Annotated in this window: 18 protein-coding genes and 7 pseudogenes; 10 read left to right on the top strand and 15 right to left on the bottom strand. The window is 67.9% G+C overall.

Annotation, left to right across the window (positions count from 1 at the left end):
- The 4 genes and pseudogenes from G205_RS06885 to G205_RS06900 all read left to right on the top strand — a co-directional run.
- A pseudogene (locus G205_RS06885) lies at positions 1-863 on the top strand (carbohydrate ABC transporter permease); the annotation flags it as partial.
- Between the two features lie 76 nt (positions 864-939).
- Entirely contained in the window at positions 940-2,034 is a 1,095-nt protein-coding gene (locus tag G205_RS06890) for a Gfo/Idh/MocA family protein (protein WP_035752305.1), read from the top strand.
- Entirely contained in the window at positions 2,034-2,780 is a 747-nt protein-coding gene (locus tag G205_RS06895; RefSeq protein ID WP_009357341.1) for a ThuA domain-containing protein, read from the top strand. The genes G205_RS06890 and G205_RS06895 overlap by 1 nt, the downstream gene beginning before the upstream one ends.
- Before the next feature lie 74 nt (positions 2,781-2,854).
- Positions 2,855-4,540 carry an alkaline phosphatase D family protein gene (locus G205_RS06900; protein ID WP_035752289.1) on the top strand — a complete coding sequence of 562 codons (1,686 nt, stop codon included), beginning with the start codon at positions 2,855-2,857 and terminating at the stop codon, positions 4,538-4,540.
- Here G205_RS06900 and G205_RS06905 read toward each other — a convergent pair.
- Entirely contained in the window at positions 4,537-4,959 is a 423-nt protein-coding gene (locus tag G205_RS06905; protein WP_009357343.1) for a hypothetical protein, read from the bottom strand. The two genes, G205_RS06900 and G205_RS06905, sit on opposite strands and share 4 nt — an antisense overlap.
- Positions 4,940-6,890, bottom strand: a pseudogene (locus tag G205_RS06910) (primary-amine oxidase). Before G205_RS06910 ends, G205_RS06905 begins: the two are co-directional and overlap by 20 nt.
- A 123-nt stretch (positions 6,891-7,013) precedes the next feature.
- Here G205_RS06910 and G205_RS06915 point away from each other — a divergent pair.
- From G205_RS06915 to G205_RS06925, 3 genes and pseudogenes are all read left to right on the top strand, one after another.
- Positions 7,014-7,603, top strand: a pseudogene (locus G205_RS06915) (TetR/AcrR family transcriptional regulator).
- A complete protein-coding gene (locus G205_RS06920) occupies positions 7,600-8,706 on the top strand; it encodes an alanine racemase (protein WP_235046810.1) in 1,107 nt (368 codons plus the stop codon). The pseudogene G205_RS06915 and the gene G205_RS06920 overlap by 4 nt, the downstream one beginning before the upstream one ends.
- Before the next feature lie 175 nt (positions 8,707-8,881).
- Complete coding sequence (locus tag G205_RS06925) at positions 8,882-9,799, top strand: AraC-like ligand-binding domain-containing protein (protein ID WP_009357346.1); 918 nt, start codon at positions 8,882-8,884, stop codon at positions 9,797-9,799.
- A gap of 17 nt (positions 9,800-9,816) precedes the next feature.
- On the opposite strand, the pseudogene gdhA reads toward G205_RS06925, so the two are convergent.
- Positions 9,817-11,153: pseudogene (gene gdhA, locus G205_RS06930) on the bottom strand (NADP-specific glutamate dehydrogenase).
- Between the two features lie 204 nt (positions 11,154-11,357).
- On the opposite strand from gdhA, the gene G205_RS06935 reads away from it, so the two are divergent.
- Positions 11,358-11,990, top strand: coding sequence for an AmiS/UreI family transporter (locus G205_RS06935; protein WP_009357349.1), 633 nt, complete (start codon positions 11,358-11,360; stop codon positions 11,988-11,990).
- On the opposite strand, the gene G205_RS06940 is transcribed toward G205_RS06935, so the two are convergent.
- From G205_RS06940 to G205_RS06950, 4 genes and pseudogenes are all read right to left on the bottom strand, one after another.
- Positions 11,987-13,462, bottom strand: coding sequence for an APC family permease (locus tag G205_RS06940; RefSeq protein ID WP_009357350.1), 1,476 nt, complete (start codon positions 13,460-13,462; stop codon positions 11,987-11,989). The genes G205_RS06935 and G205_RS06940 overlap by 4 nt on opposite strands.
- Before the next feature lie 91 nt (positions 13,463-13,553).
- Positions 13,554-13,760: an FAD-dependent oxidoreductase gene (locus G205_RS23985; RefSeq protein WP_354175735.1), complete on the bottom strand. Its 207-nt coding sequence runs from the start codon at positions 13,758-13,760 to the stop codon at positions 13,554-13,556.
- A 50-nt stretch (positions 13,761-13,810) separates the two neighbouring features.
- Positions 13,811-14,986: pseudogene (locus G205_RS06945) on the bottom strand (flavin monoamine oxidase family protein); the annotation flags it as partial.
- On the bottom strand, positions 14,889-15,233 hold the full coding sequence (locus tag G205_RS06950) for a cupin domain-containing protein (protein WP_009357351.1): 345 nt from the start codon (positions 15,231-15,233) through the stop codon (positions 14,889-14,891). The pseudogene G205_RS06945 and the gene G205_RS06950, both read right to left, overlap by 98 nt.
- Positions 15,234-15,390: 157 nt before the next feature.
- Between G205_RS06950 and G205_RS06955 the strand changes: the two genes are divergently transcribed.
- The gene (locus G205_RS06955) at positions 15,391-15,996 is read left to right on the top strand and encodes a TetR/AcrR family transcriptional regulator (protein WP_009357352.1); all 606 of its coding nucleotides are present in this window, start codon (positions 15,391-15,393) and stop codon (positions 15,994-15,996) included.
- Positions 15,997-16,070: 74 nt separating this feature from the next.
- Here G205_RS06955 and purU read toward each other — a convergent pair whose 3' ends face one another.
- The 7 genes and pseudogenes from purU to glyA form a co-directional block, all read right to left on the bottom strand.
- Positions 16,071-16,967: a formyltetrahydrofolate deformylase gene (gene purU / locus G205_RS06960; RefSeq protein ID WP_009357353.1), complete on the bottom strand. Its 897-nt coding sequence runs from the start codon at positions 16,965-16,967 to the stop codon at positions 16,071-16,073.
- A 3-nt stretch (positions 16,968-16,970) separates the two neighbouring features.
- On the bottom strand, positions 16,971-18,386 hold the full coding sequence (locus tag G205_RS06965) for an L-serine ammonia-lyase (RefSeq protein ID WP_009357354.1): 1,416 nt from the start codon (positions 18,384-18,386) through the stop codon (positions 16,971-16,973).
- Positions 18,386-19,030: a sarcosine oxidase subunit gamma gene (locus G205_RS06970; RefSeq protein ID WP_009357355.1), complete on the bottom strand. Its 645-nt coding sequence runs from the start codon at positions 19,028-19,030 to the stop codon at positions 18,386-18,388. Before G205_RS06970 ends, G205_RS06965 begins: the two co-directional genes overlap by 1 nt.
- Positions 19,023-21,964: pseudogene (locus G205_RS06975) on the bottom strand (sarcosine oxidase subunit alpha family protein). The gene G205_RS06970 and the pseudogene G205_RS06975 overlap by 8 nt, the downstream one beginning before the upstream one ends.
- Positions 21,961-22,370 (bottom strand): annotated as a pseudogene (locus tag G205_RS06980) (sarcosine oxidase subunit delta). Before G205_RS06980 ends, G205_RS06975 begins: the two co-directional pseudogenes overlap by 4 nt.
- A gap of 28 nt (positions 22,371-22,398) precedes the next feature.
- Positions 22,399-23,619, bottom strand: coding sequence for a sarcosine oxidase subunit beta family protein (locus G205_RS06985; protein WP_009357357.1), 1,221 nt, complete (start codon positions 23,617-23,619; stop codon positions 22,399-22,401).
- Entirely contained in the window at positions 23,616-24,956 is a 1,341-nt protein-coding gene (gene glyA, locus G205_RS06990) for a serine hydroxymethyltransferase (protein ID WP_009357358.1), read from the bottom strand. The genes G205_RS06985 and glyA overlap by 4 nt, the downstream gene beginning before the upstream one ends.
- A 126-nt stretch (positions 24,957-25,082) precedes the next feature.
- Between glyA and G205_RS06995 the strand changes: the two genes are divergently transcribed.
- Positions 25,083-25,751 (top strand): GntR family transcriptional regulator, encoded by a 669-nt coding sequence (locus G205_RS06995; protein WP_009357359.1) that lies wholly within the window; start codon positions 25,083-25,085, stop codon positions 25,749-25,751.
- 10 nt (positions 25,752-25,761) lie between these two features.
- On the opposite strand, the gene G205_RS07000 is transcribed toward G205_RS06995, so the two are convergent.
- Positions 25,762-26,145: a VOC family protein gene (locus G205_RS07000; protein ID WP_009357360.1), complete on the bottom strand. Its 384-nt coding sequence runs from the start codon at positions 26,143-26,145 to the stop codon at positions 25,762-25,764.
- Between the last annotated feature and the right edge of the window lie 22 nt (positions 26,146-26,167).

Consider the following 26,167-nt stretch of genomic DNA (forward strand, 5'->3'; position numbering starts at 1 on the left):
CGGCCATCCAGGGGCAGGGCGCCGCGGCGGAGGCCCCGCGGCCAGGCCCGGCTGCATCCCGTCGTGTGGGTATTCGTCATAGCCGTCATGGGCTTCTCGCTCATCCCGTTCTACTGGCTGGTCAACACGTCGCTCAAGAAGGGCGCCAGCCTCTCCCAGGGTGAACTCTTCCCCAGCCAGCCGACCTTCGAGAACTACCAGGCCGTGTTCCAGAGCGCCGAGTTCCTGCTGGCCCTGCGCAACTCGGTGATTATCGCCGTCGTCACCACCACGGTCGCGCTGGTGTTCGCCTCCTTCGCCGCCTACGCGCTGGCCCGGCTCAAAATGCGCCGCAAAGCCTGATCCTGACCCTCATCCTGTCGGTCACCACCTTTCCGGCCATTGCCATTGCTGCCCCGCTGTTCTCGATCTGGCGCGAGATCGGCCTGTACGACACACTCCTTGGCCTGATTATCCCGAAACTGACGTTCGCGTTGCCCCTGGCCATCTACACGCTGACCTCCTTCTTTAGGGAGATCCCGCGTGAGCTGGAGGAATCGGCCTACATGGACGGCGCGACGCCATTTACCGCCTTCCGCAAAGTCATCCTGCCCCTGGCGGTCCCGGGCCTTGCCACGACGGCGATCCTCGTGTTCATCTCGGTATGGAATGAATTCCTGCTTGCCGTCACCCTCACCACTTCCCCCGAGGCCCGTCCGGTCCCGGTGGCGATTGCGTTCTTCAGCGGGACCAGCGAGTTTGACCAGCCGCTCGGCACCATCAGCGCGGCCTCGGTGGTCATCACGATCCCGCTCGTCATCCTGGTGCTCCTGTGCCAGAAACGCATCGTCTCCGGCATGACCGCCGGCGCCGTCAAGGGCTAGAACCCCACATCCACAACCACAAGAAGAAGGAAAACCCGTGAGCAACGAGCAGTCCCCCGGCCAGCAGGCATCCGCCCTGCCAGAACCAGACACCAAGGAACTGAGGGTGGGCGTGGTCGGCATCGGCTGGGCCGGGCAGCAGCACCTGATGGCCTACAACGCCCTGGAAGGCGTCCGCATCGTGGCGCTGGCAGGAATGGAACAGGAGCTCCGCGACTCGCTGCAGGCTGAGTACTCCATTCCGAATGCCTTTGCCGACTGGAAAGAGATGCTGGAGCACGGCGGCCTGGATGCCATCAGCGTGGCAGTGCCCACCTTCCTGCACGCACCCATTGCCATCGCCGCCCTGGAACGCGGGATCCATGTGCTGAGCGAAAAGCCCATCGCACGCAACGCCATCGAAGGCCAGGCCATGGTGGATGCCGCGCGCAAGGCGGGCCGCGTCCTGGATGTTGCCTTCAACCACCGCCGCCGCGGTGACATCGGCGCACTCAAGGAGGTCATTGACGACGGCGGCCTGGGCCGCCCCTACTACGCCAAGGCCTCGTGGCTGCGCCGTTCCGGCATCCCCACCCTGGGCAGCTGGTTCACCAACCCCGAACTCGCCGGCGGCGGACCGCTGGCCGATATCGGTGTCCACGCCCTGGACTACGCCCTGCACCTGCTCGGCGAACCGAAGGTGCTGGCAGTGTCCGCCGCCACCCATTCGGAGCTGGGTCCCCAAGGGCGGGGCGGCGGCAGCAGGTACTCCGCCCAGGCCACCAGCCACGCGTTCGAGGTGGAAGACTTCGCGTCCGCCTTCCTCCGGCTTGAGGGCGGCGGAACGCTCCTCATCGAGGCCAGCTGGGCCACGTACCGGGAAACCGACGACCTGCTGGACTTCACCGTCTACGGAACCGACGGCGGTGCCGAGCTCAAGGTGCAGGGCGCGCCCTTCCCGCCTGTCGGCCAGCTCCGGGTGTTCACCGACAAGGACGGCGAATCCGCGGATTATGTCCCGCCCGTCCTTCCGGGCCGGGCGCACGATGCGGTGGTGGAGGATTTCGTGACAGCCGTCCGCGGCGGCCCCGAGGCCTGGCGCGGGCATGACGGTTCGCTGGCGCTCTACCGCGCACAGATCATCGACGCGTGCTACCAGTCCGCACGGGAGCAGAGGGAGGTTCGTCTCTAATGGGTGAAAAACTGAGGATCCTGGTCTGGAACGAAGGCGTCCACGAGGCCAACAACGAGCCGGCCCACATCGGGGAAATCTACCCGGACGGCATCCACGGCGCCATCGCAGCAGGGCTGCGCTCCTTCTACCCGGAGTCGGAGATTACGACGGCGGTCCTCGCCGACGACCAGCACGGGCTCAGCGAGGAGGTGCTCGCCGAGACGGACGTCCTCCTCTGGTGGGGCCACATCGCCCATGACCAGGTGGGCGACGCCGTCGTCGACCGTGTCCAGCGCCATGTACTGGGCGGGATGGGACTGATCGTGCTCCACTCGGGGCACTTCGCAAAGATCTTCACCCGGCTGCTGGGCACCAGCTGCTCGCTGGCCTGGCGGAACGACGGCGAGCGCGAGCTCGTCTGGACCGTGAAGCCGTCACACCCCATTGCCGAAGGAGTGGACAGCCCCATCGTCATCCCCGAGCAGGAGATGTACGGCGAGCTGTTCGATATTCCAGACCCAGACGACCTGATCTTCATCAGCTCGTTCGCCGGCGGCGAGGTGTTCCGGTCCGGCGTCACGTTCACCCGGGGCAAGGGACGCATCTTCTACTTCAGCCCCGGCGACCAGGAATACCCGGTGTACCACCACCCGCAGATCCAGCGTGTCCTGGCGAACGGCGTCCGCTGGGCTGCCCAGCCCGGACTGGACCGTTCGGCGCCCGCCGTGACGAATCCCGCGCGGGACTGGTTCGCGGAGCGGTAGTTCGCGGAGCGGTGGGAAGACAAGTTGCGGGTTTCCCCATAGCCGCCCCGCGCCCCAGCGGGTACAACTGAGAGATGACTTCCTCAGCTCTGGTGCTAGGGCCCATGATGCGGTTCGTGGATGAGACGACGGCGAGCGTCTGGGTGGAAACCCGCGATTTTTCCCAGGTGTCCGTGCACGCCGGCGGCAGGGAGTGGACTGCTTCAACGTTCGCCGTGCACGGGCACCATTACGCCCTGGTTGACCTGCACGGGCTTGAGCCCGGGACGGTGACTCCGTATTCCGTGGAAGTCGACGGCAGCAAGGTCTGGCCGGAACCGGAGCACGGGTTCCCGCCTCCGGTGGTCGCCACGCTCAAGCCCGGAAAACCGTTGCGGCTGGCCTACGGGTCCTGCCGGACCAGCGTCCCGCACGACGCCTCCGGCAACCGTACCCACGGCGTGGACGCGTTGCGGGCCTATGCCCTGAAGATGGTCTCCGGGACGGATGAGCGGTGGCCGGACCTGGTGGTGTTCCTCGGCGACCAGGTGTATGCAGACCTCACCAGTGAGCAGATGCAGGAGTTCATCAAATCCCGCCGGGACATCAGCGAACCTCCCGGCGAGGAGCTCCAGGACTACGAGGAGTACGCCCACCTTTACTACCTGGCGTGGTCCGATCCCGCCAACCGGTGGCTGCTCTCCACGCTGCCGAGCGCCATGATCTTCGATGACCACGATATCCGGGACGACTGGAACGCCTCACGGACGTGGCGTGAGGAGATGCAGCAGAAGCCGTGGTGGCACCAGCGGATCGTTGCCGGACTGGCCTCCTACTGGGTGTACCAGCACCTGGGGAACCTCTCCCCGCAGGACCGTGCCGCCGACCCGGTCTGGCAGGTCATTGCCGGGCATCACGGGGACGGCGAGCCCGATGTGAGCCGGGAACTGGACAGCCTGGCCGAGCGCGCGGACCGCGAGCCGGAATCCTACCGCTGGAGCTTCTGCCGCGATTTCGGCGACACCCGGCTCATCGTGGTGGATTCCCGTGCCGCACGCAACCTGGCGTCGGACCGCCGCGCCCTGCTGGACGACGTCGAAATGGCCTGGCTGGATGACCGGATGCAGGGCGGTTTCCGGCACCTGCTGGTGGGCACATCCCTGCCGTTCCTGCTCCCCATGGGCCTGCACCACCTCGAGTCCTGGGACGAGGCCATCTCCGAGGGCGCCTGGGGCAGGTTCGCGGCCCGCGCAGGGGAAAAGCTGCGGCAGACTTTCGACCTGGAGCACTGGGGTGCCTTTGAAAAGAGCTTCCGGCGGGTGGCGGCGATGGCCGGGGAGGTGGCGGATGGCCGGCGCGGCCCGGCACCGGAAACGGTGGCGTTCCTCTCCGGCGATGTCCACTTCTCCTACGTCTCGGAGGTGGAACGCAGCTCCGGCAGCAGGATCATCCAGGCGGTCTGCTCTCCCATCCGCAACCCCCTGCCCCGGCTGCTGCGGTCCTTCGGCGCCCTTATGTCCTACGGCCTGGCCACTCCCCTTGGCGCGCTGGCCGCCCGCTCGGCCAAGGTTCCGGACCCGGGACTGCACTGGTCCACGGTCAAGGGTCCGTGGTTCGACAACAACCTGGCCTGCCTAGAAATTGCCCCCGAGGGGCTGAAGCTGTGGTGGCAGCGGGGCGTGGTCCGTGACGGCGACAACGCCCGCCCGCAGCTGGAACGCGTCGCGGACGTCACCATTGCTCCGCGCAAGGCCGGCGAACCGGCAAGGGAGCCCGGCTAGCCCACATCCCCTGCCTGCCGCCGCAAGCGTGCCACCAGCGTGGCGGCGAGCAACGCCGTCGCCAGCTCCAGCCCAATGACCAGCAGCAGCTGGCTGCTGCCCGTCACCTCCGCAGCGAACGACGGCGGCCCGCCACCATGGGCGTGTCCCCCGCCGCCCGTGCCCAGCAGCAGGACCGCATGCAGGACCGCCATCGCCACGGCGGCGGCGGCCACCCGGTGGAGTGCCCCCACTTTGCCGTGGCGCCAGATGTGGACGGTGCAGGGGACGCAGACGGCGGCGAGCGCCACCATCAGGAGCCCGAGCCAGACGCCGTGCCCGCCGGTGGCCGCCACCCACACATGCACCAGGCAGGACGCCGCGGTGACCAGCGCGCACAGCCGGGAATGAAACCCCGGGCTAGTGGCAGGAGCCAGCATTGCTGCCGTCACTGCTGCCCCCGCTGTGGCACGCCGATGCCGCGTTGACGTTGGCGGGCACGTCCAGGACCGGGCTGCGGTCGAAGAACCCTTCGGGGCGGAGCTTGAAGCCCACGGTGTCCACGGGCATGATGGGCCAGTCCTCCACCCGGGGGAAGTGCGTCAGGCCAAAGGTATGCCAGACCACGATGTCCTGGCCGTCGATGTCCCGGTCCTGGGCCACGTAGCCGGGCAGGCCGGCGCCGCCGGGGTGCTGGTTGACGAAGTCCCCCGTGGGGTACCGCTCCTCCTCGGCGTAGCGGGTGACCCAGAGGTCCTTGGTGGCGAACGCCGCGCGGCGGGCAATCGAGGACTCAGGTCGGCAAGCAGGGTGGGCTGGTTGTGGGAGTGGAGCTTGTAGCCCACCGGCTCGCCCAGGCGGTTGCGGGACTCGGGATTGGAGATGATCCAGGTGCGGCCGGCGCGGGCGTCGGCCTCGCGGACGGCGTCGGATTCGCGGGCCAGGACGGTGCGCCTGCGGGAGAAGGCGTTGCCGCGTTCGTTGCCCGGGCCCATGGCCTGGCGGACCACGTCTTCTTCCTCCACCCGGTTGGTGAACCCGTCGATGGCCATGTCCAGCCGGGCACTGAAGAGGTGCTGGTGGAACGGGGCGCCCAGGCCCGGGGCGAGCTGGGAGATATTGTCCGAGCCGCCCTCCGGGAAGGCGGAGGTGAAGACGACGCCGGTGGCCTTGGCCTCGAACTCGATGGTGCCGTCCAGGTAGAGGTACCAGTAGAAGCCGTAGTCGTAGTTGCCGATGGTGGTGTAGAAGGAGATCACCAGGCGGCGGTTGCGCCGGGTGTATTTGACGCCGGACCACAGGTCGGAGTGTTTGGAGAGAATGCCCCAGTCCTCCTCGTGCATGCAGATGCCATTGCGGATCTCGCGCGGGTTGCCGAAGGCGTCGCTGATGACCGGGCTGAGGTAGGTGATGTCGCCCAGGCAGTCGCAGCCCAGCTCCAGCGAGTTGGCGTACTGGCCCACCAGGTACTCGCCTGTGTCGAAGTAGTTCTGCCAGGACCGGATGGGCGACGGGTCGCCGTACGGGACCACCATTTCGGCGATGGAGGCGCGGTTGATGATGGGCCGCAGCCGGTCGCCGTCGCGGAACGCCAGGTTGTGCAGGACCACGCCCTCCCGGACGTCGAAGCCCACGTCCACGCTCCACTTTTCCCACTCCACGTGGTTGCCGCCGGTGACGGTGAAGCTGGGGCCTTCGGGCTGGGTGATGTTGATGGGCTTCTGGGTGGTGCGCAGCGGCCCGGTCAGCTCAGGGTCCGTGTAGTTGCCGTGTTCCGCGGGTATGGGCATGGCGCCCAGGTCGATCACCTGTGTGACCTCCTTGTTCACCACGTCCACGTAGGCCACCAGCCGTCCACCGGGTGCGCCCACGCACTGTCCTCCGGGAAGTCCTGGACGAAGGCCAGGCCCCGCAGGATCCGTCGGCCCTTCTCCCCGGCATATTCAAAGACGCCCGCCGAGAGCGGGGCCACCCGCACTTTGGTTACGTCCAGGCCCCGGTCCGCCAGCGCCTTCAGCCAGCGTGAGTCGGTGGCAAGGAGGGACTCCACCAGCTCGAACTCCTCTTCCAGCACCGGCAGTTCGCCGGTCGCCGCGGTATCGAGTTCGACGGCGGACAGCACCTCCTGCTGCGTGACCGAGACGATGACGTCCCGCGGCGCCGCGCCGGAGACGTCGTGGACAAAGACGCGGAAGCGCCGGTCCGCGTCATCCGCGGCAGTTCCGCGGGGCGGCTCCAGGAGGCCCAGGTAGGCAATCCGGTGCTGCGGTTCCAGCAGGCCTGCCGCCTGCAGGATGGAGCGTACTTCGAGGATTTCCGGCGCCGTTGCCAGGCTGAAGGCGGATGCGGTGTGCGTTGGTGCAAGAGTCATGGTGAAACCTTCGTCCGGGCCGTTGCCGGCCGCTGGTGGTTTATTTTCTATAGTTGTAGAGAATAAACGTCCGTAACATGGCTCACAAGAGTCTGAGCGAAATATTTCCCGGGAGTGCCAGCGGTGCCGAAGATAGTTGACCATGACGAGCGCCGGCTGGAGCTCGTGGACGCCACGTGGCGGATCATCGCGCGGCAGGGCCTCGAGGGGGCCACCATGCGGGAGATCGCCCTGGAGGCCGGATTCGCCAACGGCGCTCTGAAGCCCTACTTCCCCACCAAGGACACACTCCTGGAATTCGCCTTCGGCCACGTGTTCAACCGGACCAACCAGCGGATTGCAGAGGTGACCGCGGGCAAGAACGGGATGGCAGCGTTGCGGGCCTTCTGCCTGGAGGTTTTGCCCCTGGACGACGAGCGCGTGAACGAAGCGCGGATCGTGATCCCCTTCTGGCAGAAGGCCGTCAATGACGCCCAGAAAGCGCAGATCCACCAGCAGTCCATGGCCGCATGGCTGGACACCATCCGGCAATTCCTGGCAGAGGCGCGCGAAGCCGGGGACGTCCGTGCCGCCGTCGACGATTCCATCCTGCCGGCCAGCTCCTCAACATGCTGCTCGGCGCCCAGATCGAAGCGGCGCTATCCCCGGAAAGCGGGACCGACTTCGGCCACGCCGCGCAGCTTGACGGCTACCTCACGCTGCTCGCCGCATGACGGCGCAGATGATCCCCGCGGACGTGGAGACGCCGGACATCCTGGTCGACCTGGACGTGCTTGACCGGAACATCACACGCATGGCGGACACCGTCCGGGCCAAGGGACTGGCCCTTCGGCCGCATGCCAAGACGCACAAGATCCCGGAGATTGCCGCCCGCCAGCTTGCCGCCGGCGCCACCGGACTGACCGTTGCCACCATCGGCGAGGCGGAGGTGTTCGCCGGCGCCGGGGTGGACGACCTTTTCATCGCCTATCCCCTCTGGCTGTCGGACCGGAAGGCCGGCCGGCTTCGGGACCTCGCTCGAAAGGCAAAGCTCACCATCGGCGTGGATTCGGCCGAAGGCGCCGCCCGGCTTGGCCAGGGCCTGGGGACGGCGGCGGGAAGCGTCAGGGTGCTGGTGGAGGTGGACAGCGGCCATCACCGCAGCGGCGTCCGCCCGCACTCCGCAGCCGACGTTGCGCGGGCAGCTTCCGACGCCGGCCTGGACGTTGCGGGCGTGTTCACCTTTCCAGGCCACAGCTACGCTCCGGGCATGCCGGTCGCGGCGGCCGCGCAGGAACAGGAGGCGCTGCGGCTCGCGGCGGAAGCCCTGGCGGCAGCCGGGTTCACGACAGGGGTGCGGAGCGGAGGATCCACGCCCACCGCGCTGCTCACTGGAGATTCCGCCGCCACGGAAGTCCGCCCGGGGGTCTACGTGTTCGGCGACGCCCAGCAGCTTGAGCTGGGCCGCTGCGCCCCGGAGGACATTGCACTCACCGTGGCCGCCACTGTGGTGAGCCACCATGCAGTGGAACCCGGGACACCGCCACGCTTCATCATCGACGCCGGCAGCAAGATCCTCGGCAGCGACAAGCCCGCCTGGGCAACCGGCTACGGGCGGCTGCTTGACCATCCGGACGCAAGGATCACGGCACTCTCGGAACACCACGCCACCGTGGAGTGGCACAGCCCCGAAGGTCCGCCTGCGCTGGGCGAACGGCTTCGCGCCATCCCCAACCACGTTTGCCTGGCCATGAACCTGGTGGACGATGTGGCCGTCGTCAGTAACGGAAGCCTGGTGGAGCGCTGGCGCGTGGCCGCCCGCGGCAAGAACTCCTAATCCTTCGTCAGGAAGGTCTTTTTTCGCCAATCGTTGAAAAAAGATTCGCCAAGCCTTAACCTGAGTGGACTGTGTTCCATGACACAGTCCCGGGGGAACGTCAGATGGCCGTCCGTCGTCGTCAGGATTATCCATGCCAGTACACAGCCCGTCCCGGCCCGCCGGGCAGCAGCTTATGTCCCGCACCGCCGCATCCTTTGACCACTGGAAGCACCTGGTGGCCGAGTCCTTCGTGCCGCTGGCCGCCAGGACCGCGGACGTGGACGGCTTCCGCGGACAGCTGCGCTCCCGCGTGCTGGACCGCATGTCCATCGTGGAAATCACCGCCACGTCGCACGAGGTGCACCGCACGCCGGCGCTGATCGCCCAGGCCGGCGAGCGCTACTTCAAGCTCAACCTCCAGCTGGAGGGCACCGGCCTGCTGATCCAGGACAACCGCGAGGCAGTCCTCCAGCCGGGCGACCTTGCCATCTACGACACCAACCGCCCCTACACCCTCACGTTCGAACAGCAGGCACGGATGATGGTGGTGATGTTCCCCTGCGACGCACTGTCCCTGCCCCCGGATTACGTGGGGCAGCTCTCCGCCGTCCGCATGGACGCCACCGGCCTCAGCGGCATCGTGGGGCAGTTCATCCGCCAGCTCTCGGAGAACCTGGAGGTGCTGAACGGCCCCAGCGGCTCCCGCCTGGCAACCAACGCCCTGGACCTGGTCTCCACCATGCTGCACGCCGAGATGGACATGACCCCGGACCGGATGAAACCGCAGGCACTGCTCGCGGTGTCCATCCGGGAGTACATCGAGGCGAACCTGTCGGATCCGACGCTGTCACCGGCCAGCATCGCGGCGGCGCACTTCATCTCCACGCGGCACCTGCACAACGTCTTCCACGAATCCGGCACCACGGTGGCCAGCTGGATCCGGAGCCAGCGGCTGGACGGCGCACGCCGCGACCTGCGGGACCCCCTGCATGCGGGAAAGCCGGTGGGCGCCATCGCCGCCCGGTGGGGAATCCTGGATGCCGCGCACTTCAGCCGGACCTTCCGCGATGCCTTCGGCGTCTCCCCCAGCGACTGGCGGCGCGGCGGCTAGGGCTTACGCCATGCCTGCTAGATCAGGCCCTGCGCCAGCATGGCTTCTGCAACTTTGGCGAACCCGCCGATATTAGCGCCCAGGACGTAGTTGCCCGGCTCGCCGTATTCGTCGGCGGTGGCAGCGCACCGGTGGTGGATTCCCACCATGATGTCCGTCAGCCGCTCCTCCGTGTGTTCGAAGGACCACGAGTCCCGGCTGGCGTTCTGCTGCATCTCCAGCGCCGAGGTCGCCACACCCCCGGCGTTGGCGGCCTTGCCGGGACCGAACAGCACCCCTGCCTCCTGGAAGACTGCCACGGCGTCCCGCGTGGACGGCATGTTGGCCCCTTCACCCACCGCGAGGAGGCCGCCCCGCACCAGTCTCGCGGCAGCGCCGCCGTCGAGCTCGTTTTGCGTGGCGCAGGGCAGCGCCACGGTGGCATCGACGTCCCACACTGAACCGCCGTCAACATAGGAGACGCCGGGACGGCGGACGGCGTAATCCTTGAGCCGGCCGCGCTCCACTTCCTTGACCTCGCGCAGGAGCCCGACGTCGATCCCCGCCTCGTCCATGATGTAGCCGGAGGAGTCGGAGCAGGCCACCACGGTGGCGCCCAGGGACTGCGCCTTGGCGATGGCGTTGATGGCCACGTTGCCGGAGCCGGACACCACCACGCGCTGGCCGTCGAACGAGGTGCCGCGGGTCTTCAGCATTTCCTGGGTGAAGATCACGGTGCCGAAGCCGGTGGCCTCCGGGCGGACAAGCGAGCCGCCCCAGGAGATCCCCTTGCCGGTCAGCACGCCGGATTCATACCGGTTGGTGATGCGTTTGTACTGGCCGAAAAGGTAGCCGATCTCGCGCCCGCCCACGCCGATGTCGCCTGCCGGCACGTCCGTGTACTCGCCGATGTGCCGGTACAGCTCGGTCATGAAGGACCGGCAGAACCGCATTACCTCGGCGTCGCTTCGGCCGCGGGGGTCGAAGTCGGAGCCGCCCTTGCCGCCGCCGATCGGCATCCCGGTGAGGGCGTTCTTGAAGATCTGCTCGAAGCCCAGGAACTTCACGATGCCCAGGTAGACGGACGGGTGGAACCGCAGCCCGCCCTTGTAGGGGCCCAGCGCGGAGTTGAACTCCACGCGGAAGCCCCGGTTGATCTGCACCCGCCCCGCGTCGTCGGTCCAGGCACGCGGAAGATGATCTGGCGTTCAGGTTCGCAGAGGCGCTCCAGGATGGCGGCGTCGAGGAACTCCGGGTGCCGGTCATGGACCGGGCCGAGGCTTTCAAAGACCTCCACCACCGCCTGGTGGAATTCCGCCTCACCGGGGTTGCGCGCCAGGACGGTGTCCCGAATGGCCTCCAGCCGTGCATCCATGAACTGCTTCCTTGCCTGTTCTCCGGGGCACCGGCGGCACCGGCGGCACCGGCGCGAATAAAAGTTGATACTTCAACTTATAAGATTATGACCGGCGGCCTGTAGCCGGCGATCCGGATTCCAGCCTAGTATCCACAGTGTGACATTCCAATTCCGCTTTATGAAAAGGTTCGGGACCTGCGCCGACGCCCGGATGGCCAACTGATGGCCCATATCTGCCTGCTGCTCTCCGGGGCGGCGCTCCTCATCAATGGCCTGGGAACACTGGGGTTCCTTCCGCGCCGGGACGCCGGGGTGTTCAGCCTCCTGGTGGGCTGTACCCAACTGGCGCTCGGCATCGCCTGCCTGGCGGTGGGCGGCACTGCGCCGCTGACTGCCGCAGGGATGTTCCTGTTCGGCACCACCTACGCCTATGTGGGCCTGGATGTCCTGCTGGGTCTTGGATCGAAGGGCCTGGGCTGGTTCTGCGGGATGGTGGCCGCCGTCGGGCTGGTCCTCGCCGGAGCCTGGCTGGGCTCCGACCCGCTGCTGGCTGTCCTGTGGCTGTGCTGGTCCGCGCTCTGGGGCCTGCTTTTTGGCTCCGCGGCCCTGGGCGTTACGCGGCTGGATCCGCTGGCCGGCTGGAGCCTGGTGCTGTCCAGCCAGGTCACGGCAACGGTTCCGGCACTCCTGGGGCTGGCCGGGCTGTGGCCTTCCGGGGGCGGCGCGGCGGGGGTTGCGGCGGTGCTGCTCGCGGGGGTTTTTGTGCTGGCACAGAGACTGGCCCGCCGGGGAGCTGCTGCTCCCCCGGGGGCCAGTGAAAAGGTGGCTCCCGGTCCTGCCGGCAGGGCGTCCTAGGGCCGGCGTGTTCCCAGGTCCGCGGCTGCCTGCCGGCGCTGCACCTGTCCCTCCACCAGCACGCCGGCAACGTAGACGGCGGGGACAGCCGCCAGGAGGGCCACCGCCGTTTCGGTGCTGCCGCCGATCAGCGCGGTGAAGTTGCTGACCACCAGGAACAGGATCCATGCCAGCAGGACGGCGGCGAGCGCCGGAGCCGCCAGGGTCTGCCACGGCTGGCCGGTGATGCGCTCCCGGCGGAAGAACCCGACGACGGCCACCGAGCAGAGGATGTACAGCACCAGCAGTGCCGCAACGGCCAGCCCGCTGAACCAGGAGAAGAGGCTCAGCACGGGGTCGAGGCCCAGGAGCGCGAAGGGGGCAACGAGCGCGACGGCGGCGCCGGTCTGGATCCAGGCGGCCACGGCCGGGGCGCGGTGCCGGTTGGTCCTGGCGACTGCTGCGGGCATGGAGCCGTTCAGGGCCAGGGAGTGCAGGTACCGGTTGATGCCGTTGTGGAAGGCGATGATGCCGGCCAGCAGCGAGGTGACCAGCAGGACCCCGGTCACCACCCCGGCCCACGGGCCGAAGAGTTCCACCATGGGCCCCAGGACGAAGACGGTGGCGTCCCCTGATTCGAGGGCCGCCCCGGCGGCATCCATGACCTGGGAGGGGCCGTAGTAGCTGACCAGCATCCACGAGATGAACGAGAAGAAGACCGCGATGACGCCGACGGAAAGGTAGGTGGCACGGGCAACGGTGCGGTGTGGGTCCTTGGCTTCGGCCGAATAGATGGCGGTTGATTCGAAACCGAACATGGACGCCACGGCAAACATGATGGCCACGCCGGGAGCCCCGGCACCGATTGCCGCGGGCGAGAAGGACGCAGCAAGGTCCAGGCCCTCCGGCCCCCCGCCGCGGAACAGCACGGTGAAGCCGAACAGCAGCAGCACGGCAACCTCCAGGCCCACCAGCAGGGCAAGGACCCGGGCACCGAGCTCGATGTTCAGCGAGCCGAGGACCTGCACACCCGCCATGGTGGCCAGGGCCAGCAGCCACCACGGAACCTCCAGCCCCATTGAGGCCAGCAACCCGGAGAACACGGCCCCGTAGAGCCCATACATCGCGGCCTGGACGGTGTTGTAGGCCAGCAGCGCCAACCACGCGGCGCCGGCCCCAATCCGCCTGCCGAACGCCGCGGTGATGTAGGCGTAGAAAGCGCCGTTGGCCTGGATCCTGCGGCTCATGGCCACGAAGCCCACCGCGAAGACGACGATCACGATGCCCACGATCAGGTAGGCGCCCGGGGCGCCGGCACCGTTGCCGAGCGCTGCGGCGAGCGGCGAGGCGCCCACGATGCCGGTCAGGGGCGCCTGCGCCGAAAGAACGAAGAAAAGGATGCCCAGCACGCCGATGCTGCCGGCGCGGAGGGCAGTGGAATGCTCCTTGGCCGGAGCGTCAGTGGTCCGGGACTCGGAATTGGAAATACTCATTGGATCCCTCTTAGCGGTCATGAGTTGGGGGGGAAATGGCTATGGAATTCAGCTTGGCAAAGGACGTCCGCGGCGCTTTGTCCTGCAGCGATCAGTTGTTGTCGGTCAGCGCAGCGCCGCGCGGAGCGGCCAGCAGGGAAGCAGCCTGGAGTGCGGCCTCCATGCCGCTTTCGATGGCGCCGTCAATGAAGCCGCCCCACCCGTTGGCGATGTCCGAGCCGGCGAAGAGCACATTGCCGTGCGGTGCCTGCAGCCAGCCAGGGAGGTGGCGAGGAAGCCGGTGCGGTGCATGGGCCACGTTTCACCCGCGAGCGGGTCAGCCACCCAGTCGTGCGTCGCGACGTCGACGACCTCCAGGCCAGGGCACAGGCGTTCCAGCTGTGCCTGGACGGACGCCGGGTGGCCGGCGTCGATCCTGGCGGCGTCGGGACCGAAACCGACGGCGATTGTGTCGCCGTCGAGCGCGTACTCGACCTGGAAGAAATTCAGCGGCCAGTCGGCGTTCCCCAGTGCCACAAACGGCGCGTGCTCACCGCGCAGCCGGATCCAGACCTTGACGCCCTTCGAGACCTGGCCGCGTGCGGCGCCGTCCGCCTTGGCGGACGGCAGTGGCGGCTCGAATGCCACCGCCGGTATGGCATGCAGGGGAACGGTGACGACGGCGGCCTTGGCACCGATGGTGCGGCCGTCGGCACTGCGGACGGTGACGGATCCGCCGCCGTCCGTGATGCCCGCCACCTGGAAGCCGTAGTGGATGGGCGCGCCGGAATCCCGCAGGATCGCTTCGGCGAGGGCAGCCGTGCCGCCGTCGATCTTGTACGTGGCACAGGCCTCGAAGTTGACGGCCCAGTCGCCGTTGGTGAGTGCAACCCAGCGCAGGGCCTGGGTGAGCGCCGCGTCATCCAGCGGACCGTTGAAATTCAGGGTCCAGAAGGATTCCAGGATGTCCCGGGCGGACCCGGGCGGGAACTGCTCCCGGATGCGGTCCCGGACGGAGACGTCGTCGATCTCCTTGAACGAGTCCTTCGCCAGGGGCTGGAACGGCTGGGGGAAGTAGGTCCGGGCCTCCTTGACGAAGTGGCTGTTGTGGCGGCCAATCAACTCCAGCAAGGTGGCGGGTGAGCCTTCGTGGCGGCCGCCGTCGGCCCACCAGTAGGCGCGCTGGGGCTCGGGACTGGGCACCGTGCCGATCCCGTAGCGCTTCAGTTCGGCCCAGACGTACGGCTGCGTCCAGTGCACCCAGGTGCCGCCGATCTCCAGGTCGCGGCCAAGGCGGCTGTCCAGCCAGGTCCTGCCGCCGATCCGGTCCCGGGCTTCCACGATCTGGACGGCGAAGCCTGCCGGGTGAGTTCCCGCGCCGCCGTGAGACCCGCGAAGCCGGCGCCCACCACTATGACGTCCACGTTTGCGTGCTCCATGGCCGTTCCTACGAGTAGACGAAGAACTCGACGGTGGGCGCCAGCACTGACCAGCGGGTCCTGGCGCCCTTGTTGAAGGAGGCCGAACTGCCGGCGGTGAGGTCATAGGCCTCGCCGCCCTCCACCTCGATCCGCAGGTGCCCCTCGATGATGTGGATGGTTTCGTCGGCCTCCATCAGGAGGTCGAAGGGTTCCGGCGCTTCGGCCGGGGTGACGTGCCAGTAGCCGCAGGCCAGGGCGGGGCGGTCCCCCTCGCCGAAACGGCGCACCCACTGGACTTGGCCGAGTTCGAAGGGCTCGTTCTTGGCGGGATCCAGGGTGGATGAAGTGGTGAAGGCAGGTGACAGTGACATGGATGCTCCGGAAATGATGGGGGCGGGCTCGCCGCCGGAAGAGTGGAAAAGGCGGTGCGCTTGTGACCGGCATCACCGCTGCAGCAATCTAAGCAATTGCTTAGTTTTAAGTCAATAGCCCCGCGGGCCTGCGGATGGGCTGGCTAGAATCGAGGGCATGGCCTCTTCACCCTCGCGCGCTGCCGCTTCCTCCAGATACGGCACCGGACGCGAGGCCCTGCTCCGTGCCGCAGTGCACGTGGTGGCGCACAAGGGCCTCCGGGGCATGACGTACCGGGCGGTGGCGGAGGAGGCAGGGGTCAACAACAGCCTGGTGGCCCACCACTTCGGATCACGGGACGCGCTGATCGCGGCGGCCCTGGGCTGGGCTTCGGAGCAGTCCATTGCCGCCTCCCGTTTGCAGGAGGCCGCGCAGCAGGAGGACACCCTCACGGAGGCCCTGATGGCGCTGCTGCTCGCGGAGCCCGAACTGCAGGTCTTCCAGTACGAGATGATCCTGGAGGCGCGGCGGCGCCCTGAGCTGGCGGGGCCGGTATCCGAGCTCTATGAGCGCTACGTCAGCGCCCTGGCGGAGGGGCTGGAAGCGTTCGGGGTGGGTGGATCGGTGCGGGTGGTGGCCAGGGCGCTTTTCGCGGCCCTGGATGGCTTGGTCCTCCAGTTCCTGGCCGGCGTTGACCGGGAAGAGATCGCAGCCGCCCTGGAGGAAGTGCACCGGGTGATCATCCTCCGCCGGGACAGGCCGGCGGGGAGCGCCGGCTTTTAACGCACAATGCCCCTGCCGGGCGCCAGTTGGCGCCCGGCAGGGGCATTAGCAGTTTTTCTGGACGGGCGGTCCGGCTAGCGGAGCACCACGGTCCTGTTCCCCTGCAGGATGACCCGTCCTTCGCAGTGCCAGCGGACGGCGTTGGACAGGGCCTTGCATTCAGTGTCGCGGCCCGCGGCCACCAGGTCTTCGGGACCGTAGGTGTGGTCCACGTCCACCACCTGCTGGGAGATGATGGGTCCCTCGTCCAGTTCCGCGTTGACGTAGTGTGCGGTGGCGCCCACGGTCTTGACCCCGCGTGCGTAGGCCTGGTGGTACGGCTTGGCACCCTTGAAGCTGGGCAGGAACGAGTGGTGGATGTTGATGGCCCTGCCGTCCAGCTTGCGGGTCAGGTCGTCGCTGAGGACCTGCATGTAGCGGGCCAGCACCACCAGCTCCACGTCCAGCCCGTCCACCAGCTCCATCAGCCGGGCTTCGGCGTCAGGCTTGGTGTCGGCCGTAACGGGGATGTGGTGGAACGGGATGCCGTGCCACTCCACCAGGTCCTGGTGGTCCCGGTGGTTGGAGACTACGGCCACCACGTCCACCGGCAGTTCACCGATTCGTGCCCGGAACAGCAGGTCGTTCAGGCAGTGGCCGAACTTGGACACCATGATCAGCACCCTGCGCTTGGAGCCGTGGCGCTCCAGCTGCCACCGCATGCCGAACTTTTCGGCCACGGGGGCGAACGAGTCCCGCAGGGCCTGCAGTGTGGAGTCGTCCCCCTCGGAGGCGAAATGCACGCGCATGAAGAAGTGGCCTTCCGACCGCTCCCCGAACTGGTTGTTGTCGATGATGTCGCAGCCGTGTTCCAGCAGGAAGCCGGAGACGGCGTGGACGATGCCCGGGCCTTCGGGGCAGTCCAGGGTGAGGACGTGCTCCACGGTGGTGGGCGCCTTCGGGGCGGGCAGGTGGGTTTCAGTGGCAGTCATGGCTCAGCACTCGATCACATTCACGGCAAGGCCTCCGCGGGAGGTTTCCTTGTACTTGGTTTTCATGTCAGCTCCTGTGTCACGCATTGTCTTGATGGCCTTGTCCAGGGAGACCTTGTGGCTGCCGTCCCCGTGCAGGGCCAGCCGGGCCGCGTTGATGGCCTTGACGCTGGCGATGGCGTTCCGCTCGATGCACGGGATCTGCACCAGGCCGCCCACGGGATCGCAGGTCAGGCCCAGGTTGTGCTCGATCCCCACCTCGGCGGCGTTTTCCACCTGGGCGGGCGTTCCGCCCAGCACCTCGCAGAGGCCGGCGGCGGCCATGGAGCAGGCCGAGCCCACCTCGCCCTGGCAGCCGACCTCGGCGCCGGAGATGGAGGCGTTCGTCTTGAAGAGGATGCCGACGGCGGCCGCCGCCAGCAGGAAGCGGACCACGCCGTCGTCGTCGGCGCCCGGAACAAACTTCACGTAGTAGTGCAGCACTGCGGGCACGATTCCGGCCGCACCGTTGGTGGGGGCGGTGACGATCCGCCCGCCTGCGGCGTTCTCCTCATTCACGGCGAGGGCGAACAGGTTCACCCACTCCATGGCCAGCAGCGGGTCGGCCGGCGCCTGGACGGGCGACGGCGTTGCTGCCGCGGCTTCCGCGCTGGCCGCGGATGCCGTCAGGGTGCGGAACAGGGCGGGCGCGCGGCGGGGCACTTTCAGCCCGCCGGGCAGGATGCCCTCGGCGTTGCAGCCGTTCTCCACGCATTCGCGCATGACGGCCCACAGCCCCAGCAGCTTTTCCCGAAGCTCGGCCTCGGTGTGCCAGGTCAGCTCGTTGGCGAGCATGACGTCGGAGATGGACATGTTCTCGCGGCTGCAGATCTCCAGCAGTTCGTCAGCGGTGCTGAACTGGTAGGGCAGGACGGTGTCGTCCGCCACCACCTTGTCCGCCCCGGCGGCGTCGCCGTCGACGACGAAGCCGCCCCCAATTGAATAGAAGCTCCGCTCGCTGAGCACCGACCCGGTGTGGTCAAGGGCCCGGAACGTCATGCCGTTGGGGTGTGCGGGAAGGGACTTGCGCCGGTGCAGCACCACGTCCTCGTCCCAGTTGAAGTCCACCCGGTGGGTGCCGGCAACGTGGAGCTCAGCGTCCAGGGCGGCCGCGGCCACCTGGTCGTTCGCCGTGAAGGTGTTCACGGTTTCCGGTTCCAGGCCCTGCAGCCCCAGGACAACGGCTTTATCGGAGCCGTGCCCGCGCCCGGTGGCGCCGAGCGAGCCGAACAGTTCCGACTGGACCCGGACGGTGGAGCTGAGCTGCCCGTCAGCCTTCAGGCCGTCGGCGAACTGCTTGGCCGCCCGCATCGGGCCCACCGTGTGTGACGACGAGGGCCCGATGCCAACGGAAAACAGGTCCAGGACGCTGAGCGCCATCAGGGAACCTCAGGTGAGGCGTACTCCCGCATGCCGTCCAGGAGCCAGCGGCCCAGGAATTCGGCGAAGGACGCCCGGGGGAAGATCCGGAAGGACTCCTCACCCGTCTTCCACAGGATGGTGGGGATGTTCCCGATCTCGGTGGAGTAGGCGGTCCCGGCCTTGAACTCCCGGGGGTGCAGGTCCAGCGAGCAGCCCTTCTCGAGGACGGCCCGCGCCCGGGGGCCGCTCAGCTCGAAGGTGGTCCGGTTGGCGGAGAGGTCCACCACCTGGCCCTGGCCGTCGGCCAGGGCATCCTGCAGGGCCTGAATCAGGTCGCCGCCCAGGGACTCGTGCGCCTCGGTGGGGGCAACCACCAGGAACTCGGCGGGTCCCAGCCAGAGGACCGAGACATCGCCCTTTTTCACGACCTCGCCGCACTTAGCGGGCAGGCCGCCTGTGACGGCGGCGAGCCGCTGGCCCGCTTCGGAGCCGGCGTCAGCCCGCAGGCCCACCAGGGTGAGGAAGGGCAGCTCGCCCAGTTCCACCGTGCCTGCCAGCGAGCCGGCCGTGAAGGCCTCCCGCAGCTGTGCTGCCGGGCTGATGCGGACGGAGAGGTTCTTTTCCGCGGAGCTCTGGGCGGGGGATGCTGCTGTTTCAGCCATCTTTACGGGTCCCTTCGGTGTCAAAAAGCACTGTTTCTGCAACAACCACGTCCACCAGCTGGTCGCCGGCGGCGGCCACCAGGGTTTCGCCGATGCGGTTGCGGCCGTTCTTGATCAGGGCCAGGCCGAACGACCGGCCCAGTGCTGCGCTGTGGTAGCTGGAGGTGACGAAGCCCTCCATGGGCACGGGCCCGTAGGCCGGGTTGGTGGAGCGGCCCTTTTCCACCAGCTGGGTGCCTTCGGGCAGCCGCAGCGTGCCGTCCACCGGCAGGACGCTGACCAGGTGCTTACGGTCTTCGCGCTGCTGGTCCACCCGGGAGTAGGAGCGCTTGCCGATGAAGTCCTTGGCCTTGGAGACGATCCATTCCATGCCCGCGTCCTGCGGAGTGACGGTGCCGTCGGTGTCCTGCCCCACAATGGGGTAGCCCTTTTCGGCACGCAGCACGTGCATGGTCTCGGTGCCGTACGGGGTGATGTTGAACTCGGCACCCGCGGCGGCCACCGCTTCCCAGGTGTTGAGCCCGTACCAGGTGGGAACGTTGATTTCGTAGGCCAGTTCACCGGAGAAGGAGATCCGGCAGATCCGGGCACGGACGCCGGAAGCGAGGGTGGTTTCCCGGAAGGTCATGAACGGGAAGGCCTCGGTCTCCAGGCCGCCGTCGGCAGCGAGTTCCGGTGCCAGCTTCGCGATCACGGCGCGGGACTTGGGCCCGACGACGGCGATGGTGCTCCACTGTTCGGTCACCGAGGTGCAGTGCACGTCCAGTTCCGGCCATTCGGTCTGCAGCCATTCCTCCAGCCAGTCCAGCACCTTGGCGGCACCGCCCGTGGTGGTGGTCATGAAGTAGCGGTCCTCGTCGAGGCGGAGCGTGACGCCGTCGTCGAAGATCATGCCGTCCGGCGTGCACATGACGCCGTACCGTGCCGAACCCGGGGCCAGCTTCTTGAACGCGTTGGTGTAGACGCGGTTCAGGAACTCGCCCGCGTCCTTGCCGCGGATCTCGATCTTGCCCAGGGTGGTGGCATCCATGAAGCCCACGGACTCGCGGACGGCGGCGCACTCGCGCAGCACGGCGGCGTCCATGTCCTCGCCGGCCTGCGGGTAGTACCAGGGCCGCTTCCACTGTCCCACGTCCTCGAAGAGGGCGCCTTGGCCACGTGCCACGGGTGGATGGACGTGATGCGGGCGGGGTCGAAGAGTTCGCCGCGCTGGCGTCCGGCCAGTGCCGCGAAGGCCACCGGGGTGAACGGTGCGCGGTACGTGGTGGTGCCGATGTCGCCGATGCCGCGGGATGCTTCGCCGGCCGTGCGCAGTGCCGCGGCGATGACGCCGATGGCGTTGACGCCGGAGGTCTTGCCCTGGTCGTTGGCGGTGCTGATGGAGGTGTAGCGCTTCACGTGCTCAACGGAGCGCATGCCGGCTCCGGTGGAGCGCAGGACGTCGGCCACGGACTGGTCGCGCTGGAAGTCCACGAAGTGGTGGTGCCAGTCGTCCGGGGTGCCGTTCTCGCCCGGGACCAGCCACAGCTGGCGGGTGGGCGCGGCGGCCTTCGGCTCGTCCAGCGGGGACGGCTCGACGGCGGAGCTGAAGCCGGCGGCGATGGCTGCGGACGCGCCCGCGGAAATGCCCTCGGCGAGGCAGTCCCGGGTGGCGAAGGAGCCGCGGCCGGAGCCGATGGTCTGCTGGTTGGGGACCACGGTGCTCGGTACGAACGCGGCGAGGTCCTCGTCCCAGCGCAGCTTGCCCTGGCGCTGGGAGTGCAGGTGCACCAGCGGGCTCCAGCCGCCGGACACGGCCAGCAGGTCGCAGGCCATCTGCTCGACGCCCGAGGTGAGCTCGCCGTCGTCGTTGATGCTGCGGATGGTGACGCCGTTGAGGCGGCCGTCCGCGTCTGCGGAGGTGTTGGCTACGGCGCTGCCGATCAGCACCCGGGTGCCTGCCTCGACGGCGGCGGCTGCCACCGGGGAGATCTGCGGCCGGGCGTCCACGACGGCGGCGACCTTGACGCCGGCAGCCTGGAGGTCGGCGGCCAGGGCGTAGGCGCTGTCATTGGTGGTGCTGATGACCACGCGCTGCCCGGCGGCCACTGCGTAGCGGTTCAGGTAGCTGCGGACTGCCGAGGCGAGCATGATGCCCGGGCGGTCGTTGTTCTCGAACACCAGCGGACGCTCGTGGGCCCCGGGGGCCAGGACAACCTGCTTGGCACGGATGTGCCAAATCCGCTGCCGGGACACGCCGGGAGCGGCGGGGCTGGAGAGGTGGTCGGTGCGGTTCTGCACGGCAATGACGTAGTTGGCGTCGTACGCGCCGAACGCCGTGGTGCGGTTCAGGACGGTGGATTCCGCGCCGGACACCAGCTCGGCTTCCACGTCGGCCACCCATTCCAGTGCGGGCTTGCCCTCGATGGTCTCGGCAAGCTCAGCCGACGTGGAGCCGGAGAGCAGGGAGCCGCCCAGCTCGGGCTGGTCGTCCAGCAGCATGACGCGGGCGCCGGTGCGGACGGCTTCGCGGGCAGCGGCCAGGCCGGCGGGGCCGCCGCCGACCACCAGGACGTCGGTGTGGACATACTTCTTGTCGTACTCGGCGCGGTCCTCGTCGGGATCCAGCCGGCCCAGTCCGTTCAGCAGTTCTGCCTTCAGGCCGTCCACCAGGGACACGGTGGTGGCGGGCAGCATGGACTCGGCCACGTGGCCCGGGAAACGGGGAGCGATCTTGACCAGGGCGTTGGGTTCCTCCACGCCGGCCGCCAGGATGCCGCGGGGGCGGTCCTCGTAGAGGGAGCTGCCGACGGCGGCGCGGCCGTTGGCGAGCAGCGCCGAGGCGAGCGTGTCCCCGGGGTGGCCGGTGTATTCCTCACCGTCGACGGTGAAACGCCAGGAGATGGTGCGGTCGATGCGGCCGCCGGATGCGAGGCGGGCGTTCTGGGAAGTCACTGGGCTGCTCCTTCCGGGGCTGCGGGGGTGGCGGGGGAAATGCTTGTGCCTGAGATGTCGGGCGCGGCGGTCCCGGTGGTGGTGCTGTCCGCGGCGGTGCTGGCAGTGCCGAACTCCGCGGTCTGCCGTCCGGCCAGGTCCGGCCGGGGCGTGCCCATCGGTAGATGGCCTTGATGTCGTAGCTCACGGTGTCCCTGAGCATGTTGAACCACTGGCGGCAGCCGGTGCTGTGGACCCACCGCTCGGCGAAGGTGCCCTTGGGGTTCTCGCGGTAGAACAGGTACCGGGACCACTCCACGTCGTTCAGTTCGTTAGGGTTTTCGGGGTATGCCACGTGGGCCTGGCCGCCGTAGTGGAATTCGGTTTCATCCCGGGGGCCGCAGTTGGGGCATGAGATCAGCAGCATGTGCGTTGTCTTTCTGTGGTGGCGGCGGCTAGTGGGCCACGGCGGCGGCGCCGTGTTCGTCGATGAGGGCGCCGGTTTCGAAGCGCTCCAGGGAGAACGGCTGGTTCAGCTTGTGCGGGGCGCCCGTGGCGATGGTGTGGGCGAAGGTCATTCCGGCGGCCGGAGTTCCCTTGAACCCGCCGGTGCCCCAGCCGCAGTTCACGAACATGTTGTCCACCGGCGTGGTGCCCACGATCGGGGAGGCGTCCAGCGTGGTGTCCACGATCCCGCCCCAGGTCCGGAGCACGTGGGCCCGGGCAAAGATGGGGAAGAGTTCGACGGCGGCGGCCATCTGCTGCTCGATCACGTGGAAGGAGCCGCGCTGGCCGTAGCCGTTGTAGGAGTCGATGCCGGCGCCCATGACCAGTTCGCCCTTGTGCGCCTGGGAGACGTAGACGTGGACGTGGTTGGACATGACCACGGTGGGGTGGACCGGCTCGTGGAGTTCGGACACCAGGGCCTGCAGCGGGTGGGACTGGATGGGCAGCTGGAAGCCGGCCATTTCGGCCAGGACCGAGCTGTGCCCGGCGGCGCAGAGGCCCACCTTTTCGGTGTTGATGGTGCCGCGGGTGGTCTTGACGCCCACCACCTTGTTGCCGTCCTTCAGGAAGCCGGTGACTTCGCAGTTCTGGATGATGTCGACGCCCATTTCGTCGCACTTGCGGGCGAAGGCCCAGGCCACGTGGTCGTGCTTGGCGATGCCTGCTCGCGGCTGGTAGGTGGCGCCCATGACGGGGTAGCGGATGTCGTCGCTGATGTTCAGGATGGGGCAGAGTTCCTTGACCTGCTTCGGGTCCAGCCACTCCGCGTCCACGCCGTTGAGCTTGTTGGCGCCCACGCGGCGCATGCTTTCGCGCACGTCACCCAGGGTGTGGGCCAGGTTCATCACGCCGCGCTGGCTGAAGAGGAAGTCGTACTCCAGCTCCTCCGGCAGGATTTCCCACAGCTTGAGGGCGTGCTCGTAGATGGCTGCGCTCTCGTCCCAGAGGTAGTTGGACCGGATGATGGTGGTGTTCCGGGCCATGTTGCCGCCGGCCAGCCAGCCCTTTTCGAGGACGGCGATGTTGGTCATGCCGTGGTTCTTCGCCAGGAAGTATGCGGTGGCCAGGCCATGCCCGCCGCCGCCCACTACCACTGCGTCATAGGAGGACTTGGGCTCCGGGTTCCGCCAGAGGAAGTCCGGGTGCTCCGGAAGCTGGTGCGTGCTCACTGGGCGGCTCCAATCAGGTCTGCCTCGGCGGCGGCCAGGGCGGCGTCGTCGTTGAGGTGCGGGTAGAGGGGGAACTTGTCGGCAAGGGCGGTGACGCGGCTGCGGAGTTCGCTGGCGGTGTCGTCGGCCAGGGTGCCGGCGCCGGCGGCGGCGATGAGCGCCGTGGCGATGATGTCCGCGACTTCGGCGAACTCGGCGGCACCGAAGCCGCGGGCGGCAAGGGCCGGCGTGCCGATGCGCAGGCCGGAGGAAACCATCGGCGGGCGGGGGTCGAACGGGACGGCGTTGCGGTTGACCGTGATGCCGATCCGGTGCAGCGCGTCCTCGCCCTGCTGGCCGTCGAGTTCGGAGTTGCGCAGGTCCACGAGGACCAGGTGGACATCGGTACCGCCGTTGACCACGGAGATGCCGGCGGCCCCGACGTCGGACTGCAGCAGGCGCTCGGCGATCAGCTTGGCGCCGTGCAGGACGCGCTCCTGGCGTTCCTTGAATTCAGGGGCGGCGGCCAGCTTGAAGGCCACGGCCTTGGCGGCGATGACGTGCTCCAGGGGTCCGCCCTGCTGGCCGGGGAACACGGCGCTGTTGATCTTCTTGGCGTACTCCTCCTTGGCCATAATGACGCCGCCGCGGGGTCCGCCCAGGGTCTTGTGGGTAGTGGTGGTGACGACGTCCGCGAAGGGGACGGGGTTGGGGTGCAGTCCTGCAGCCACCAGGCCGGCGAAGTGGGCCATGTCCACCATCAGGTAGGCACCCACGAGGTCGGCGATGCGGCGGAACTCGGCGAAGTCCAGCTGGCGGGAGTAGGCGGACCAGCCGGCCACGATCAGTTTGGGCTTGTGTTCCAGGGCCAGGCGCTCCACTTCGGCCATGTCCACGCGGAGGTCGGATTCGCGGACGTGGTACGGGACCACGTTGTAGAGCTTGCCGGAGAAGTTGATCTTCATGCCGTGGGTCAGGTGGCCGCCGTGGGCCAGGGAGAGTCCCAGGATGGTGTCGCCCGGGTTCAGCAGGGCGAACATGGCGGCGGCGTTGGCCTGCGCGCCGGAGTGCGGCTGCACGTTGGCGAATTCGGCACCGAACAGGGCCTTGACGCGGTCGATGGCGAGCTGCTCGATGACGTCCACGTGCTCGCAGCCGCCGTAGTAGCGCTTTCCGGGGTAGCCCTCGGCGTACTTGTTGGTCAGGACAGAGCCCTGGGCTTCCATCACGGCGGACGGAGCGAAGTTCTCCGAGGCGATCATCTCGAGGGTGGACTGCTGCCGCTCCAGCTCCTTTGCTACGGCGGCAGCAACATCGGCGTCGACCTGGGCCAGTGAGGCGTTCAGTACGTTCTGCATGGTTCTCCTTGAAAAAGCCCTTGGGTTACTGATCCACAACTGATCTGTAACTGATATATTAGAACTAACGCAATAGTATGTTGCAGGTCACGAAGCAGTCAACAGCAACTTTTTGGAGAGTCCCTGATGAGCCTGATGCTGGAGAACCACCTGGAGATCGAAGGCGATCTCTCGTTGGCCGAGCGTGCCTACCGGCATCTCCGGGACCGGCTGATCATGCTGGACATCCGGCCCGGTGACGCCATCAACGACGGCAAGCTGGCCGCGGAGATGGGCATCGGACGCACTCCCGTCCGGGAAGCGCTGAAGCGGCTTGAAAGCGACCACCTGGTGATCTCCTACCCGCGGCGCGGCACCTTCGCCACCATCGTGGACATCACCGAGCTGGCCGACGTCTCGGAACTGCGGGAGTCACTGGAGCCGCTGGCCGCACGGCGCGCCGCCAAGCTGGCCACGCCGGCGATTCGCACGGAACTGCGCAATACTGCGGCCTCGATTGCGAAAATGGCCACCGCGGAGGATCCCTACGACCTCATGCGGTATGACATCACGGTGCACCGCCTCATCTACCGCGCGGCTGGAAACGCCCATCTTGAAGATGTCCTGATCCGCTACGACAACCTCGCCACCCGGATCTGGTGCATGGTTCTGGACAAGGGGCCGTCCGTGGCCGGTCACGTTTCCGAGCACGTGGAGCTGCTGGAGGCCATTGCCGACGGCGATGCGGAGCGGGCGGGCAAGCTCGCCCTGGAGCACGTGACCAGCTTCGAGCAGGCCATCCGCAGCGTGCTCTAGGCCAGCAGGCTTAGGAATCCAGGGGGTCGAGCCGCTTCCGCAGGAGGCAGAACTCGTTGCCCTCCGGGTCCTGCAGGACGTGCCACGGCTCGTCGCCGGCCTGCCCCACGTCGGCCGGCCGGGCGCCGAGGGCGAGCAGCCGCTCCAGCTCGGCGGCCTGGTCCCGGTCCACCGGGTTGACGTCGATGTGCAGCGGCAGCCTTCCGGTCCGCGGATTGCTGCTGGGGCTCAGGATGATGGTGGGCTGCAGGCCCCCGAACCCGGCGGCGGGACCGATTTCGATCGCCCCGTCCTCACGGTCGAGCTCCACGTAGCCCAGGACGTCGCACCAGAAGCGGGCGAGCACTTCGGGGTCGGCGCAGTTGAGGACCAGTTCGCTGATGCGGCATGACATGGTGTCCAGTGTATTGGGTGTG

The organism is Arthrobacter nitrophenolicus (assembly GCF_000332815.1).
In the GTDB taxonomy this organism is placed as follows: Bacteria; Actinomycetota; Actinomycetes; order Actinomycetales; family Micrococcaceae; genus Arthrobacter; species Arthrobacter nitrophenolicus.

Bases quoted from the DNA above. Each gene is read 5' to 3' on its own strand.
- purU (WP_009357353.1), bottom strand. From the start codon at position 16,967: ATGACTGCCACTGAAACCCACCTGCCCGCCCCGAAGGCGCCCACCACC.
- G205_RS06900 (WP_035752289.1), top strand. From the start codon at position 2,855: ATGACTTCCTCAGCTCTGGTGCTAGGGCCCATGATGCGGTTCGTGGAT.
- G205_RS06950 (WP_009357351.1), bottom strand. From the start codon at position 15,233: ATGTCACTGTCACCTGCCTTCACCACTTCATCCACCCTGGATCCCGCC.
- G205_RS06920 (WP_235046810.1), top strand. From the start codon at position 7,600: ATGACGGCGCAGATGATCCCCGCGGACGTGGAGACGCCGGACATCCTG.
- G205_RS06955 (WP_009357352.1), top strand. From the start codon at position 15,391: ATGGCCTCTTCACCCTCGCGCGCTGCCGCTTCCTCCAGATACGGCACC.
- G205_RS06995 (WP_009357359.1), top strand. From the start codon at position 25,083: ATGAGCCTGATGCTGGAGAACCACCTGGAGATCGAAGGCGATCTCTCG.
- glyA (WP_009357358.1), bottom strand. From the start codon at position 24,956: ATGCAGAACGTACTGAACGCCTCACTGGCCCAGGTCGACGCCGATGTT.
- G205_RS06905 (WP_009357343.1), bottom strand. From the start codon at position 4,959: ATGCTGGCTCCTGCCACTAGCCCGGGGTTTCATTCCCGGCTGTGCGCG.
- G205_RS06965 (WP_009357354.1), bottom strand. From the start codon at position 18,386: ATGGCGCTCAGCGTCCTGGACCTGTTTTCCGTTGGCATCGGGCCCTCG.
- G205_RS06935 (WP_009357349.1), top strand. From the start codon at position 11,358: ATGGCCCATATCTGCCTGCTGCTCTCCGGGGCGGCGCTCCTCATCAAT.
- G205_RS06925 (WP_009357346.1), top strand. From the start codon at position 8,882: ATGTCCCGCACCGCCGCATCCTTTGACCACTGGAAGCACCTGGTGGCC.
- G205_RS07000 (WP_009357360.1), bottom strand. From the start codon at position 26,145: ATGTCATGCCGCATCAGCGAACTGGTCCTCAACTGCGCCGACCCCGAA.
- G205_RS06895 (WP_009357341.1), top strand. From the start codon at position 2,034: ATGGGTGAAAAACTGAGGATCCTGGTCTGGAACGAAGGCGTCCACGAG.
- G205_RS06940 (WP_009357350.1), bottom strand. From the start codon at position 13,462: ATGAGTATTTCCAATTCCGAGTCCCGGACCACTGACGCTCCGGCCAAG.
- G205_RS06970 (WP_009357355.1), bottom strand. From the start codon at position 19,030: ATGGCTGAAACAGCAGCATCCCCCGCCCAGAGCTCCGCGGAAAAGAAC.